The 15,660-nt window shown below is 34.3% G+C and carries 11 protein-coding genes and 3 pseudogenes; 10 read left to right on the forward strand and 4 right to left on the reverse strand.

The window, feature by feature from the left end; all coding sequences use genetic code 11:
• The first annotated feature begins 222 nt into the window (after window positions 1-222).
• On the forward strand, window positions 223-1,752 hold the full coding sequence (gene rny / locus HGJ18_RS11465) for a ribonuclease Y (protein WP_002666457.1): 1,530 nt from the start codon (window positions 223-225) through the stop codon (window positions 1,750-1,752).
• A 40-nt stretch (window positions 1,753-1,792) separates the two neighbouring features.
• On the opposite strand, the pseudogene HGJ18_RS11470 reads toward rny, so the two are convergent.
• From HGJ18_RS11470 to HGJ18_RS11480, 3 genes and pseudogenes are all read right to left on the reverse strand, one after another.
• Window positions 1,793-3,253 (reverse strand): annotated as a pseudogene (locus HGJ18_RS11470) (ABC transporter ATP-binding protein); the annotation flags it as partial.
• A gap of 114 nt (window positions 3,254-3,367) precedes the next feature.
• A pseudogene (locus tag HGJ18_RS11475) lies at window positions 3,368-3,718 on the reverse strand (ABC transporter ATP-binding protein); the annotation flags it as partial.
• A complete protein-coding gene (locus HGJ18_RS11480) occupies window positions 3,715-4,059 on the reverse strand; it encodes a hypothetical protein (protein WP_253696625.1) in 345 nt (114 codons plus the stop codon). The pseudogene HGJ18_RS11475 and the gene HGJ18_RS11480, both read right to left, overlap by 4 nt.
• A 199-nt stretch (window positions 4,060-4,258) precedes the next feature.
• Here HGJ18_RS11480 and HGJ18_RS11485 point away from each other — a divergent pair, with 199 nt between their 5' ends.
• The 8 genes and pseudogenes from HGJ18_RS11485 to HGJ18_RS11520 form a co-directional block, all read left to right on the forward strand.
• Window positions 4,259-5,839, forward strand: a complete 1,581-nt coding sequence (locus HGJ18_RS11485) for a type I restriction-modification system subunit M (protein ID WP_253696627.1) — start codon at window positions 4,259-4,261, stop codon at window positions 5,837-5,839.
• A complete protein-coding gene (locus HGJ18_RS11490) occupies window positions 5,832-6,857 on the forward strand; it encodes a virulence RhuM family protein (protein ID WP_253696629.1) in 1,026 nt (341 codons plus the stop codon). The genes HGJ18_RS11485 and HGJ18_RS11490 overlap by 8 nt, the downstream gene beginning before the upstream one ends.
• Window positions 6,850-8,298, forward strand: a complete 1,449-nt coding sequence (locus HGJ18_RS11495; protein ID WP_253696630.1) for a restriction endonuclease subunit S — start codon at window positions 6,850-6,852, stop codon at window positions 8,296-8,298. Before HGJ18_RS11490 ends, HGJ18_RS11495 begins: the two co-directional genes overlap by 8 nt.
• A 50-nt stretch (window positions 8,299-8,348) precedes the next feature.
• Window positions 8,349-8,960, forward strand: coding sequence for a restriction endonuclease subunit S (locus HGJ18_RS11500; RefSeq protein WP_301338941.1), 612 nt, complete (start codon window positions 8,349-8,351; stop codon window positions 8,958-8,960).
• Between the two features lie 23 nt (window positions 8,961-8,983).
• A complete protein-coding gene (locus tag HGJ18_RS11505) occupies window positions 8,984-9,931 on the forward strand; it encodes an ATP-binding protein (protein WP_253696634.1) in 948 nt (315 codons plus the stop codon).
• Window positions 9,919-10,104 carry a hypothetical protein gene (locus HGJ18_RS11510; RefSeq protein WP_253696635.1) on the forward strand — a complete coding sequence of 62 codons (186 nt, stop codon included), beginning with the start codon at window positions 9,919-9,921 and terminating at the stop codon, window positions 10,102-10,104. Before HGJ18_RS11505 ends, HGJ18_RS11510 begins: the two co-directional genes overlap by 13 nt.
• Window positions 10,105-10,109: 5 nt before the next feature.
• Window positions 10,110-13,133: a type I restriction endonuclease subunit R gene (locus tag HGJ18_RS11515; RefSeq protein WP_253696637.1), complete on the forward strand. Its 3,024-nt coding sequence runs from the start codon at window positions 10,110-10,112 to the stop codon at window positions 13,131-13,133.
• Between the two features lie 178 nt (window positions 13,134-13,311).
• Window positions 13,312-13,761, forward strand: a pseudogene (locus HGJ18_RS11520) (Fic family protein); the annotation flags it as partial.
• On the opposite strand, the gene HGJ18_RS11525 reads toward HGJ18_RS11520, so the two are convergent.
• A complete protein-coding gene (locus HGJ18_RS11525; protein ID WP_253696640.1) occupies window positions 13,754-14,281 on the reverse strand; it encodes an O-acetyl-ADP-ribose deacetylase in 528 nt (175 codons plus the stop codon). The pseudogene HGJ18_RS11520 and the gene HGJ18_RS11525 sit on opposite strands and share 8 nt — an antisense overlap.
• A gap of 269 nt (window positions 14,282-14,550) precedes the next feature.
• Between HGJ18_RS11525 and dnaN the strand changes: the two genes are divergently transcribed.
• On the forward strand, window positions 14,551-15,654 hold the full coding sequence (gene dnaN, locus HGJ18_RS11530) for a DNA polymerase III subunit beta (protein WP_253696642.1): 1,104 nt from the start codon (window positions 14,551-14,553) through the stop codon (window positions 15,652-15,654).
• Window positions 15,655-15,660 lie beyond the last annotated feature (6 nt).

Genomic DNA, 15,660 nt, shown 5'->3' on the forward strand with positions numbered 1-15,660 from the left:
AGATTAGAAAAAATCATTTTTCCCGATAGTTACAATATACAAAATTCTAAAATATAGGGCAAGCCGGAAAATCGATTTATTCGTGCAGAGGGTTTAATACTCTGTTGTCATGCAACGTACGATAAAAATTTTTTATAACTTATTTTCAACATTTTATTGACTTTTTTTTCAATTGCCTGTATTATGAGACTGGACAGTAGTACACTTTTTAGGAGCATACCGATGAATTGGATTTTGTATGTCATCCTTCCTGCTGTCTGTATAATTCTTGGATGGACGATTCGCTGGCTTTATGCCAGATTTCAACTATCTGCTTCTGAACAACGTGCAGAACGGATTTTACAGGAGGCAATAAAAGATGCTGAAGCTCAAAAGAAGGAATTCCTTCTTGAAGCAAAAGAGCAGCTGATTCGGGAACAAAAACAGCAGGAACGGGAAAATAGGGAACGCAGGAGCGATCTCCAGCGTTTTGAACGCAGATTGACACAAAAAGAGGAACTCCTCGATAAACGTGTCGAATCTGTAGAAAAACAAGAAAAAGAGCTTGTCAAGAGAGAAGCCGCACTTGATGAGCGGACTGAAATTTTAAGCGGTGAAGAAGAAAGATACAGGGAAGAATTGGAAAGAATTTCCGGTTTGACCCAGCAGCAGGCAAAGGATTTGATTATCCGTGACTTGGAAACTGAAGCAAAGCATGATGCGGTTACTATCATAAATAAGATAGAACAAGAAGCTCAGCTGACGGCAGAAAAAAAGGCACAAGATATTCTGATTACGACGATTCAACGTCTTGCAACGGAAACGGCCAGCGACATTACTGTCTCAACGGTCAGCTTGCCCAGCGATGAGATGAAAGGAAGGATTATCGGCCGCGAAGGCCGCAATATCCGAGCCTTGGAAACTCTTACCGGTGTAGACATAATCATCGACGATACCCCTGAGGCTGTTGTAGTATCTTGTTTCGACCCTGTACGCAAAGAAATTGCAAGGGTTGCCTTGGAAAGATTGATTCTTGACGGCCGAATTCACCCGGCTCGTATTGAAGAAATTGTACAAAAGGTAACCAGAGAAATTTCGCAAAAGGTTTATGAAGAAGGAGAAAGAGTTCTATTCGATCTCGGCATCCATAATATGAACCAAGAAGGCGTAAGAGCCTTGGGAAGGCTTTATTTTAGAACAAGCTATGGGCAAAATGTGCTTCAGCATTCTAAAGAAGTAGCCATAATCGCAGGAATGATTGCAAGCGAAATCGGTGCAAATGTCGAAATCGCAAAACGCGGTGCCCTACTGCATGATATCGGAAAGGGAGCAGAAACCGATTCCGATAAAAACCATGCCGAAATAGGAATGGAGCTTGCAAAGAGGATCAATGAAGATCCGAGGGTTGTCAATGCCGTAGGTGCTCACCACAACGATATAGAGCCTACCTGCATTGAATCGGTAATCGTACAGATTGCAGATGCAATTTCGGCTGCAAGACCTGGTGCAAGACGCGAAACTATGGATAACTATGTTAAGCGGCTTGAAAACCTTGAACAGCTGGCTGAAGGCTTTAACGGAGTTGAAAAAGCTTACGCAATTCAAGCCGGAAGGGAATTACGGGTTGTTATCAACAACGAGAAGATTTCCGATGCCGATACCAAGATTTTGGCCCGGGACATTGCAAAAAAAATCGAAAACGATTTGCAGTACCCCGGAAGAATCCGCGTAACCCTTATACGCGAAACACGTATCGTAGAATACGCCCGCTAAAAAATCACTCAAAAAAAAGCCCTCGATTTCGAGGGCTTTTTTATTTATAACGAGCACTTTGTTTTTTAAACATTTCGGTATAGCGGCAGTTTTTGTTTATAAGCTCGGTGTGAGTGCCGGTTTCGGCGATTGAGCCGTCTTCAACTACGATTATTCTATCGACACTGCGGCAAAGGGCTAGCCTGTGTGTAACGACTATCGCCGTTTTTCCTTTCATAAGTTCAATCATAGCTTCAAGAACCTCGTGCTCGGAATCGGGATCAAGAGCCGAGGTAGGTTCGTCCAAAAGAATTATTTCCCTATCCGCCCAAGCACAACGCATTATGGCAAGCCTCTGCCATTGGCCTCCCGATAAATCAAGCCCTCCTTCAAACTGTCTGGTAAGCAGGGTTTTAGGTTCTAACATAGAGTTTGCTATCGGAAAACACTTACAAAGCTCTTCAAATTTAAAGGCATCTATCTTAAACTCTTCTTTTTCAGTTTTAAAAGAATTCGGCTCATCATTAAACTGCTCGGCAATTTCGGAAATTGCTGCATTTTCTTCAAATGTCATAGGAAATCGGGCAAAATCTTGGTAAACGGCCGCAAAAGACCTTCTTAAATCATTAACCGCAATCTCTTTTGAATTTTTCCCATTAAAAAAATAGGTACCTTCAAAATCGGGATACATTCCGCTTATGATTTTAATCAAAGTAGATTTACCGGAACCGTTTGCTCCGACAAGGGCTATTTTTTCTCCTTTTTTAATTTCAAGGTTTATATCTTTAAGAGCCTTTTTTTCACATTTAGGATAAGAAAATGAAAGAGATTTTAAAACTATAGCATTTTGTGCTGTCGGGGGAGGCTTTATTTTCTCATCATAAGGCTGGCTCTTTTCGATTATAGTTTCATCGTAGTTTATAACATCAAAATAAGGCTTTAACCTGTTAAAATCGCTTTTAAGATCGACACCGAATAAAAGCACGGTAAAGGCATTTTGCCGTAGCTGAATAACCGCCGTAACCGCAAAAACAAAAGCTCCCGTTGTTAAGGTGTTTCGGCTCACAAGCATATATAAGTATTCAATCACAGCACAATCCACAAGCCCCTCAAAAATATGGGCTAAAAGGGTCATTCCCATGCTTTTATTTCTAAGCCAGGAAGTTTCCCTTAAAAGATTATATCTATTCTTCTTCCATCTTTTTAGAATAAATGAAGCGGCATTCCACAGACGTATTTCTTTTGCAAAGGCAGAATCCAAAAGAATGTGCTCATGAACGGCGGACTCCTTGTAGGATTCTCCGTTTTGAATTTCCAAGGCCCATAGCCTTTCTTCAAGATTCCATTTTATAATTAAACTCGGTAAAAAACCCGCTATCAGAGCAAGGGGCACCCACCAAGCTGTCGTAATTCCAATCCATAAAAAAGGCAAAGAACCCAGCACACCCGAAAAAAGCATAGCAAGAGAATTAAAAAAACTGTTAAATTTGGGAATGAGCTGATCGGCCAGTCTTAGCTTATTCGTGCGGAGGATTTAATACTCCGACGCTCTGCGTCGTAATAAAGGGTATTAAATCCGATTGCAAACACCTTATGAGAACAACAACCACGATACTTTGCGTCGGGGTTGTTGATTTAAAAAATCGGGATTTTCAAAGATGTCTATGTACGCATATTTTGAAACCTTTTCTAAAAGTCTTTCTTTCATTTCCAAAAAGATTTTCCCTTCCATATAGGTAGAATATGTCCAGCGGATGGCTTCAAAACTGTCATTTGTAACTAAAAATGCCCCTATAAAAATTATGTATAGAATAACATTTTGAACTTGGGAAATGGTTGAAAGAGCATAGATTGTTTTTGAAAGAGCCCAAAAACTCACAAAGGGAGCCAAGGCCGACACAAGGGCCAAAAAGAACAAGACCGAAAGCTGTTTAAAAGGCAATATCGAAAAAAAATTATTTTTAAAATTTAAAGTCTTTTCTCTCATTCTTTTTTAGTAATAGCTTTAACTGCTGCAAGATGACCGGGAGTAATTCTAATTTCCATATCATCTTTAAGGGTTTCTGTGTATTCGCTTGAGCCTCTTAACAACCCCTTCCATTCAACAAATTCGTATCCGGATTTTACCTGTATACATTTTTCAGCTTCTTTTTTAGCTGCAATCCACTTTGTACCGGGCTTTACCCTAAAAGTTTGCTCCTTTACGATTATACCCTCATCTCCTTCTACAGCAACAGAAACCGGATGCACAAAAAAAGAACACCCTACAGTTGTCATAATCATAATAACAATAAACACAATAAGTTTTATTTTTAATTTATGTTTCATAAAGACCTCTTTATTCTAACTTTACATTTTGTTATTAAACAATTATCCGCATTATAGATAAAAAAATTTTATTGTCAATGGTTGGAAACTAAAAAAATACACAATAAATACACTAGTTGGAACTCTCTCAAATTTATTGTATAATAGTTGGTAAATTTTATTAAAAAATTTAAAATAAACTAATAAAAAGGCAGCGAGAATGTCCGATCACTCAAAAGCAAATAATGGAATAGTACAAAGAACAGAGCTACACAGAAAAATTTGGTCTATTGCAGATAATGTAAGGGGAGCAGTAGACGGTTGGGATTTTAAGCAATATATATTGGGAATTCTTTTTTACCGATTTATATCGGAAAACATGACCGATTTTTTTAACTCTGCAGAACATGAAGCAGGGGACACTGATTTTGACTATGCAAAGATTTCCGATAAAGAAGCTGATCCAGATTTTAGACCGAACACCGTAGAAGACAAGGGCTTTTTCATCCTGCCAAGTCAGCTATTTAAAAATGTTGCAGCAAAAGCAAAAGATAACGAAAATTTAAATACCGATTTAGCTAATATCTTTAAAGCAATTGAAGGAAGTGCCGTCGGCTTTGCTTCAGAAGACGATATAAAGGGTTTATTTGAAGATGTGGACACGACAAGTAATCGCCTAGGCGGAACGGTGGCCGAAAAGAACAAGCGGTTAACAGATATATTAACGGGAATTGCAGAAATCAATTTCGGAGATTTTAAAAACAACGATATCGATGCATTCGGCGATGCCTATGAGTATTTGATTTCCAATTATGCAAGCAATGCGGGAAAATCGGGAGGAGAATTTTTTACTCCGCAAACGGTATCAAAACTGTTAGCAAGGCTTGTCATGGACGGAAAAACAAGTATTAACAAGGTATATGACCCGACCTGCGGGAGCGGCTCCTTGCTTTTGCAAATGAAAAAACAATTTGACGAACATATTATAGACGAAGGCTTTTTCGGACAGGAAATAAACATGACCAATTTTAACCTTGCCCGTATGAATATGTTTTTACACAATGTCAACTACAACAATTTTTCTATTAAGCGGGGCGACACCCTTTTAAATCCCCTTCACAAAAATGAAAAACCCTTTGATGCAATCGTCTCAAACCCACCCTACTCCATCAAATGGGTAGGCGACGATGATCCGACTCTTATAAACGATGAGCGGTATGCACCGGCGGGAAAACTGGCGCCGAAATCTTACGCCGACTACGCCTTTATTATGCACTCCTTGAGTTATCTTTCCAGTCAAGGACGGGCAGCCATTGTATGTTTTCCGGGAATTTTTTACCGCAAGGGTGCAGAAAGAACAATCCGAAAATACCTGGTGGATAATAACTTCATAGACTGTGTAATTCAGCTTCCTGAAAATTTATTTTTCGGAACCTCGATAGCAACCTGTGTCTTGGTAATGGCAAAGAATAAAACCGAAAATAAAATTTTATTTATTGATGCAAGTAAAGAATTTAAAAAAGAGACAAACAACAATATTTTAGAAGAAAAAAACATAGGTACGATAGTTGAAGAATTTAGAAAAAGAAGCGGTAAACAATATTTTTCGAGATATGTCGAAAGAGACGAAATCGAAGAAAATGACTATAATCTTTCCGTTTCAACCTATGTAGAAAAAGAAGATACGAGAGAAATCATAGACATTAAAGTGCTGAATAGGGAAATCGCGGAAACCGTCAGTAGGATAGATGAACTGAGAGCTGCCATAAACGAAATCGTCAAGGAGCTTGAAAATGAATAAAGAAATAAAAAATGATAATGGTGAAATTCTAATTTATAATACGGAAGATGGTTTAACAAAAATAGACGTTCATTTTGTTGACGAAACGGTTTGGTTATCACAACAACAGATGTCCGACTTATTTCAAACATCAAGAACTAATGTGGTTGAACATATTAAAAATATATACGAAGAAAAAGAGCTGGATGAAGATTCAACCTGTCGGAATTTCCGACAGGTTCGTACAGAGGGCAATCGCACTGTTACCAGAGAAATACTATTTTATAATCTGGATATGATAATTTCGCTTGGTTATAGGATTAAATCAAAAATTGCTACGAATTTTAGAAGATGGGCTACAGAACGTTTAAAAGAATACATCATAAAAGGTTTTTCGATAGACGATGATAGACTCAAAAACCTTGGAGGCGGCAATTACTTTAAAGAGCTTTTAGATAAAATCAGGGATATCCGTTCAAGCGAAAAGGTTTTTTACAGGCAAGTTTTGGATTTATTTGCCACCAGTATCGACTATAACGCGAATACCGAAGAAGCCAAATTATTTTTTGCAACCGTACAAAACAAGATGCATTATGCAATACACAATAACACAGCATCCGAATTGATTTACAGCCGGGTAGACAGCGAAAAAGAGTTTATGGGGCTTACCGTATTTAAAGGAGAACTACCCACCTTAAAAGAAGCTAAAACGGCAAAAAACTATCTTACGGAAAAAGAACTAAAAGGCTTAAACAATTTAGTATCCGGTTATCTGGATTTTGCAGAAAGACAAGCACAAAAAGAAATTCCTATGACAATGAAAGATTGGATAGAACATGTGGACAAAATACTTGTAGCCGCAGGCGAAAATCTTTTAACAGACAGCGGAACGGTATCCAGGCCGCAGATGGAAAACAGGGTAGAAGCAGAGTACAAAAAATACTCTATGAAAACTTTTAGCCAAGTAGAAAAAGACTATCTAAATGAATTAAAACGCCTCGAAATCCTTGCTAAAAAAGGCGGCACAAAAAATGAATAAGATAGATGAAATGTTGAAAAATGAAAAAGCTGAGTGGAAGAGATTGGGAGAAGTTGCGTTAATTTCAGGAGCTGGAGTTGATAAAAAAATAAACCATGATGAAGTTCCAATAAAACTACTAAACTATATGGATGTATATAAAAATTTATACATTAATAAAAACACGCCAAATATGGAGGTAACTGCTCCTATTTCTAAAATAGAACAATGTAATATTGAATATGGAGATATATTTATTACTCCAAGTTCTGAAACAGAAGAAGATATTTTTATGTCCTCTGTTGCAAAAGAAATAATTGAAAATACGGTATATTCTTATCATATTATGAGAATAAGATTGAAATTTAAAAATTTCACGACATCCTGTTATTTGAATTATTTATTTAGAGCAGATATTTTTAGAAAGGAAATGAGAAAAAAAGTTTTTGGTAATACTAGAAAAACAATAGCTAAATCAGAAATAGAAAATTTAGAAATCCCTATCCCTTCCTTACAAACACAAGAAAAAATCGTAAAAATACTTGATACCTTTACAGAATTACAAACAGAATTACAAACAAGAATCAAACAATATTCTTATTATCGAGATATGCTGTTAAGTGAAAAGTATTTAAATAAGATTTCTGAAAAGATAGATGGAGTGGAAAATAAAGGTTATAAAGTTAGATTTACCACACTGGGAGATGTCGGTACATTTACCAGAGGTAATGGGCTGCAAAAAAGTGATTTTATACCCCAAGGGAAACCGGTCATTCATTATGGACAAATTTATACTAAATTCGGATTTGAAACAAAAAAGACTCTATCGTTTGTATGTGATGAACTATTTTCAAAACTTAAAAAAGCAAAGCCGAAAGATATCCTAATTGCTACAACTTCGGAAAACATAGAAGATGTAGGCAAAAGTGTCGTTTGGCTTGGTGATGAAGAAATCGGATTTTCGGGGGATATGTATAGTTATACTACAAATGAAAATTCCAAATACATTGCTTATTATTTTCAAACAGTAGAATTTCAAAAGCAAAAAGAGAAAAGAGTAACTGGTACAAAGCTAATACGCATCCACGGCGATGATATGGAAAAGTTTATAATACCCTTACCTCCGTTAGAACTCCAAAATAAAGTAGTACAAATATTAGATAAATTCCAATCATTAGTTGAAGACACAAAAGGCTTACTCCCTCAAGAAATTGAACAAAGAAAAAAACAATATGAATATTATCGGGAAAAGCTCTTGACATTTTTCGTAAAATGTGATAATTGCGACAGCAGACAGCAGACAGCAGACAGCAGACAGCAGACAGCAGACAGCAGACAGCAGACAGCAGACAGCAGACAGCAGACAGCAGACAGCAGACAGCAGACAGCAGACAGCAGACAGCAGACAGCAGACAGCAGACAGCAGACAGCAGACAGCAGACAGCAGACAGCAGACAGCTAATATCAAATGATTACTTTGTTTTATTAAAAGAGGCGGCGGATATTGCGGGTATAAAACTTTTTGGTGTAGAATGGAAAAAGTTAGAAAATGTTTCTGATATTGTACTCGGAGGAACACCTGATAGAACAAAAAATGAGTATTGGCAAAATGGTAATATTCCTTGGATGAGTAGTGGTGAAGTAAATAAAAAAATAATATATAGCACTAATGATTTTATCACAAAAAAAGGTTATGATAATTCAAGTGCAACATTAGTTCCGGCCAATTCAACAGTAGTTGCATTAGCCGGTCAAGGAAAAACAAGAGGAATGGTAGCAAGAATAAAAATAGAACTTTCTACAAATCAATCTTTAGCAACATTAATACCTAATGAATATCTAAATAATGATTATCTTTATTATTATTTAGAGGGGCAATATAATAAATTAAGAAATGTTTCATCAGGTGATGGAAGCCGAGGAGGTCTTAACAAAGAGATTTTGAAAAAATTTTCAATCCCCCTCCCCTCTCTCGCTGTTCAGAAATACATCGTATCAATCCTTGATAAATTCGATACATTGGCACATAATATTTCGGAAGGGCTGCCGAAAAAAATTGAACAAAGAAAAAAACAATATGAATATTATCGGGAAAAATTACTAAATTTTCCTAAACCAAATTAGAGAGAGAGAGAGAGAGAGAAAACATGGAAGAATATAATTCTTTAACAGAAATAGCTCAAAGAATAAAAGATTCAAATAAAAAGATTACTTTACTATATGCTTTTAATGGTACAGGAAAAACCAGATTATCTATGGACTTCAAAGACTTGGTCAATGAGGTAAAATATGATGAAGCAATTAAACATGTAATATATTACAATGCATTTACACAGGATTTATTTTTTTGGGATAATGATTTAGAGAATGATAATGAAAGAAAATTAAAGATTAATAAAAACTCCGAATTTATTGACCTTATAGAAAGACAGGGAAAAGAAACCGAAATAGTAAAAAGATTTAAAGAATTTACCTTTTCAAAAATTGAACCAGATATAAATATAAGTACCGGAGAGATTACCTTTAGTTTACCGACAGGAGATAAAAAAGCTATCCCAAATATAAAGATTTCTAAAGGCGAAGAAAGTATTTTTATTTGGACTGTATTTTTTGTCCTAATGGAAACGATTATATCTGAACTAAATATTGACGAAATCAGTGATAGAAGTACAGATGAATTCAATTCTATTCAGTATATTTTTATAGATGATCCTGTATCTTCTTTAGATGATAATAATCTAATACATCTGGCTATTTCTCTGAGTAAGGTAATAGCTAATTCAAAAAATGATGAATTAAGGTTTATAATCACAACACATCATGCATTATTTTACAATGTATTATTTAATGAATTTAAAAGCGAAAGAAATATATCAGATAATAAAAAAGAATATTGTTTATTACAAAAAAATGATAATAATAGATATTTGCTTAATAAGCAAAATGATACACCATTTGGATATCACTTATTTATCAAAAAAATAATTCAAGAAGCAATTGATAATAATAAAATTGAGCGATACCATTTTATGCTATTTAGAAATTTATTAGAGAAAACCGCAACTTTTCTCGGTTATAATAGTTGGGTGATTTGATTGCGATTGAAAAGATGTCTGAAGAAGATAAAAAAGCATATGTAAGATTTATTAATTTATTTTCACATAACAAAATATCAGATTTAGAAGCAAAAGAACTAAAGCAATATGAAAAAAATTTATTGGACGTTTTATTCAATAATTTTAAAAAAACATATAAATGGAAGGAGTAATTTAAATGCCTGAAGACAGTATAAAATATGGTACATCTACCATAGCCGAAATGACCAATGGAATTATCTTAGCCCATTTTGAAAAAGGCTTATATGCAGAAGAGACATCATATCAAAGCGAGGCAGAACTTGAACAAACTATGATTGATAATTTGGTTTCGCAAGGCTATGAAAGACTTGCAATAAGATCAAATGAAGACTTATATGCAAATTTAAAAATCCAAATTGAAAAATTAAATGGTATTACATTTTCATTGGAAGAATGGAATCGTTTTTTACAGGAATATTTGGATGCTCCAAACGATGGTATGATCGAAAAAACCCGCAAAGTCCAAGAAAATCATGTTTATGATTTTATCTTTGATGATGGGCATGTAAAAAATATAAAAATCATCGACAAAAAAAATATTCATAATAATTTTTTACAGGTAATAAATCAGGTTGTTGGAGAAGGAACTAGACGCAACCGCTACGATGTAACTATATTGATAAACGGCTTACCTCTTGTGCATATTGAATTAAAAAAACGCGGCGTAAATCTCCACGAAGCCTTTAATCAAATCCACCGATACAGTAAAGAAAGCTTTAACAGCAACAATTCCCTATATAAATATGTACAAATTTTTGTTATTTCCAACGGAACATATACCAGATATTTTGCAAATACCACAGCCCAAAATAAAAATAATTATGAATTTACCTGTGAATGGGCGGATGCAAAAAACAGGATTATTCGGGATTTGGAAGATTTTACAAAAACCTTTTTTGAAAAACGGATTATCCTTGAAGTTCTTACAAAGTATTGCGTATTCGATGTTAATAACACCCTCCTCATTATGAGGCCTTATCAAATTGCAGCAGCCGAACGGATTTTATGGAAAATAAAATCAAGCTATGAAGCAAAAAAAGCAGGAAAGCAAGGAGCAGGCGGTTTTATTTGGCATACAACAGGTTCAGGCAAAACGCTTACCTCTTTTAAAGCTGCACGGCTTGCAACAAAACTGGACTTTATCGGTAAGGTATTTTTTGTAGTAGACAGAAAAGATTTGGATTACCAAACCATGAAGGAATATCAAAGATTTCAAAAGGACAGTGTAAACGGAAGCAAAGATACAAAAAAACTCAAAGAATCCATTGAAAAAGATGACAACCGAATTGTCGTTACCACAATTCAAAAATTGAATGAATTTGTCAAAAAAAATCCTTCACACGAAATTTATGATAAGCATTGTGTTCTTATATTTGATGAATGTCATCGCTCTCAATTCGGGGAAGCACAAAAAAATATAAGAAAATCTTTTAAAAAGCATTATCAATTCGGCTTTACGGGAACTCCTATATTCCCCGAAAATTCTTTTGGAGGCGATACTACATCGGGAATATTCGGAGCTCAGCTCCACAGTTATGTTATTACGGATGCAATCCGTGACGGAAAGGTTTTAAAATTCAAAGTTGACTATAATAACATTACACCAAAATTTAAAACTGCAGAAAAAGAAGAAGACGAAAAAAAATTAGCTGCGTTGGAAAAAAAGATGCTGCTTCATCCTGAGCGGATAGCAGAAATAACAAAGCATATTTTAAAAGTATTCGATACAAAGACACATAGAAACGAGTATTATGATTTAAAGCATAGAAGATTAAACGGTTTTAACGCTATGTTTGCCGTACAAAGCATTGAAGCGGCAAAATTATATTATGAAGAGTTTCAAAAACAGCAGAAAAATTTATCCGAAGAAAAAAAATTAAAAATCGCAACTATTTACAGTTTTGCAGCCAATGAAGAGCAAGCAGCTATCGGCGAAATATCCGAAGAAAATTTTGATGTATCCGCGATGGATTCTACTTCAAAAGAATTTTTAGACAAGGTTATCGCGGATTATAACGGATATTTCAAAACAAACTTTTCAACAAACGGCTATGAGTTTCAAAACTATTATAAAGATTTATCGCTGAAAGTACAGGAGAAGAAAATAGATTTGCTTATTGTGGTCGGAATGTTTTTAACCGGCTTTGATGCCCCGACATTAAATACATTATTTGTAGACAAAAATCTTAAATTCCACGGTCTTATTCAAGCCTATTCAAGAACAAACCGTATACTGAATACGGTAAAAACCTTTGGAAATATTGTCTGTTTTAGAGACTTGGAAAAAGCAACGCAAGATGCCATCAAAACTTTCGGCGATGAAAACAGTGTAAATATTATTTTGGAAAAAAGTTATTCAGAATATATCCGTGGTTTTACCGATGAAGAAACCGGAGCAGTTATAAAAGGGTATATAGAAATATGTAATGAACTCATAACCGAATTTCCCGATCCTACTGAAATTGTACGCGAATCGGATAAAAAAGAATTTGTCAGGCTCTTTGGCGAACTATTGCAAGCTGAAAATATCCTCAGAAACTTTGACGAATTTGAAAACTTTGAAAGAATCATCTCCGAAAGACAAATGCAGGATATGAAAAGTGTCTATGTTGATATCAGAGAAGCCATTTTAAATTCGCAGTGGCACGATAAAATCGGCGGAGAGTATATTGATTTTTCAGATATAGAATTCCAAATTGATTTACTTAAAACGGATGAAATAAATTTGGATTATATTTTGGCTTTGATTTTTGAAAAATCAAAAGGAAATGATGATATTGAAAATTTAAAATCAGAAGTTCGCAGGGTTATAAGATCAAGTCTAGGCACTAGAGCAAAAGAAGAATTGATTATGGACTTTATAAACAAGACTAAATTATCCGAATTAAAAAACACCGATGACATACTTGAAAACTTTTACACTTTTGCAAAAAAGGAAAAAGAAAATAAGATTAAAAATTTAGTCGAAGAAGAAAAATTAAAAGAAGAATCGAGGAGGTTTATAGAAAAAGCCATAGGAAAGGGTTATGTAGAATATGCAGGAGATGAACTGGATCGCATTATACCGCCTACATCACGCCGTCACGGAGCAAGAGAGAAGAAAAAAGAATCTGTTTTGGATAAAATAAAGCATATTGTCGAAGTCTTCGTCGGCATTTAAATAAATTTCCTTAAATAGACTTCCGTAAAATAAAGAAATTTTATTGTCAAGCATGAAAATACGTCGAAAATCGTCATTAAAGTAAATTATAACTTGCTATTTTGATAAATTTATGTTAAAATAAGTCCATTAGGAGAAAAAATGGATATAAAAGACTTTAAATCCGGCAGCTTAAAACTTGGTACACAGTAAGGTCTTACAAAAACCGCTTTTATATCTTTCCGATTTTTTTGAAAAAAATAAAACCCTTTATTATGATAACCTCACCTTTGTGCGGACAAAAAATGATATGTCTCAATGGATAAAGTATTTTTTAGAGGGAATAAGTCAAACTGCCGAAAATTCGGCACAAACCTTAAAGAAAATAATTGAGCTAAAAACCGATTTGGAAAAAAACAAGCTGCTTTCTCTTGGTAAATGTACCAAAACGGCAAATGAATTTTTATATTTCCTTTTTCATAGTCCCGTTATTACAAGTACTGCCCTCCAAAAAGAAATGAAAATTACAGCCAAAACAGCCAATAGCTTAATAGATGCCTTTATCGGAGTGAATATACTAAAAGAACGTACAGGATATTCACGAAATAGAATATTTGTTTTTGCGAAATACGTAGAGCTTTTTATGTAGTATAATTTTCCATTATTTTCTTATAAATCTCCTCATTTTCTTTTCCAAAACAAACGATAAAAACCTTCATACAATCCTTATGTTCTTTTAAAAACGAGGAAATCTCATTTAAGGCTATTTTTGCAGCTTCTTCTTTAGGATAACCATAAACTCCGGTACTTATACAAGGAAAAGCTATGGATTTACAGCCGTATTCAAAAGCTAAATTCAAACAAGACCTATAAGAATTAGCTAAAAGTTCCGGTTCTCCTTTTTTTCCGTCCTCATAAACAGGGCCGGGAGTATGAATCACATATTTTGAAGGAAGTTTATAAGCTCCCGTTATCTTAGCTTCCCCTGTTTTACAGCCCTTTAAGGTTCTGCATTCTTTTAATAATTCAGGTCCTGCAGCGGCATGAATAGCTCCATCAACACCGCTTCCTCCTAAAAGAGTAGTATTTGCAGCGTTTACGACAGCATCTACTTTTAATTTTGTAATATCGGCATTTATTATTTCTATTAAAGTACTTGTATTTTCCATAATTATAGATTATAACATAAAAATCAAAATAAAACACCATATTTTGACTGTATAACCTCTGTATTTTTTTTAGAATATATGTTAATATATGATTAAGTTTTGTGGATAACTTTTTTATTGATGTATAATCAGTAATAAGGTGTTTATAATTTTACGGACTTATAAATATTTTAATTCCATATCCAATATAGAATTAAGTAACTTATCAACAAATTCACATGGCTTACTACTATAACTACTAATTATTATAAAAGATATAAGGAGAAAAAATGAAAATAAGTTTTGACAGAGACACTCTTTTAAAAGAAATATCCATTGCTCAGGAAATTATCGCTACAAAAACGGCTCTAACGATTATTTCAAATGTATTGTTATCGGTTAAAGACGGCAGCCTTACGATAAAGGCCACCGATATAAAGGTCAGCTTTGAAACAAAAATACCCGTAAACATAATCGAAGAAGGGTCAACAACTGTTTTTTGCGACAAATTCGCAGGTATTCTTTCATCTTTGCCATCAGGTGAAGTAGAAATAGAACAAAAAGATCAAAAACTCACGATAAAATCGATAGTAAAAAAGGCAAAATTTCAACTTAAAACAATACCTGAAAACGACTTCCCTGCCTTTACGGAACCCACAAATGTAAACTTCTTTAATATTCCTACAAAAGAATTTAAAGAAATGATTCATCAAACTATTTTTTCGGTTTCAGATGATGAAACACGCTATTTTATGAATGGTGTTTATATCGAAAACAAAGAAGATACCTTATATTTTGTTGCAACTGACGGAAGGCGTCTTGCTCATATCAAGAAAAATTTCGGAATACCTATTCCCGAATTTAAAGGAGTAATTGTTCCTCCTAAAATTTTAAACATCATAAACAAAAGAGCATCTGATGAAGGAAATATAGAAGTAGGAATCGGTGAAAAAAACATATTCTTTAATTTTAATTCTTATAAATTCTCTTCTGTTTTGATTGACGGTCAATTCCCCAATTATGAAAGAGTAATCCCTGAAAATCAAAACCTTTCTTTTGAAGTTTCAAGAACGGAATTTATAGAAGCCTTAAAACGAGTTTCTCTTTTGGTAGAATTAAAAACAAGAAGAATATTTTTAAACATTCTTCCCGGTTCTCTTATTATTTCTTCTCAAGAAAATGAAATAGGAAGCGCACGCGAAGAAATTCCTTGTAAATATGACGGTCAAGAAGTTATGCTGGCCTTAAACTATGTTTACATAGAAGATCCTTTAAAGACCATCACTTCAGACAGAATAAAGGTAGAATTTACCGAAGCTATGAAGGCTATAACCTTAAAACCTGAACCTGAAGAAGACTTTTTCCATATAATAATGCCTATGCAGACGGAGTAAGGTTAT

Source organism: Treponema denticola, from assembly GCF_024181405.1.
In the GTDB taxonomy this organism is placed as follows: domain Bacteria; phylum Spirochaetota; class Spirochaetia; order Treponematales; family Treponemataceae; genus Treponema_B; species Treponema_B denticola_D.

Bases quoted from the DNA above. Each gene is read 5' to 3' on its own strand.
- rny (WP_002666457.1), top strand. From the start codon at position 223: ATGAATTGGATTTTGTATGTCATCCTTCCTGCTGTCTGTATAATTCTT.
- HGJ18_RS11480 (WP_253696625.1), bottom strand. From the start codon at position 4,059: ATGAAACATAAATTAAAAATAAAACTTATTGTGTTTATTGTTATTATG.
- HGJ18_RS11485 (WP_253696627.1), top strand. From the start codon at position 4,259: ATGTCCGATCACTCAAAAGCAAATAATGGAATAGTACAAAGAACAGAG.
- HGJ18_RS11490 (WP_253696629.1), top strand. From the start codon at position 5,832: ATGAATAAAGAAATAAAAAATGATAATGGTGAAATTCTAATTTATAAT.
- HGJ18_RS11495 (WP_253696630.1), top strand. From the start codon at position 6,850: ATGAATAAGATAGATGAAATGTTGAAAAATGAAAAAGCTGAGTGGAAG.
- HGJ18_RS11505 (WP_253696634.1), top strand. From the start codon at position 8,984: ATGGAAGAATATAATTCTTTAACAGAAATAGCTCAAAGAATAAAAGAT.
- HGJ18_RS11515 (WP_253696637.1), top strand. From the start codon at position 10,110: ATGCCTGAAGACAGTATAAAATATGGTACATCTACCATAGCCGAAATG.
- HGJ18_RS11525 (WP_253696640.1), bottom strand. From the start codon at position 14,281: ATGGAAAATACAAGTACTTTAATAGAAATAATAAATGCCGATATTACA.
- dnaN (WP_253696642.1), top strand. From the start codon at position 14,551: ATGAAAATAAGTTTTGACAGAGACACTCTTTTAAAAGAAATATCCATT.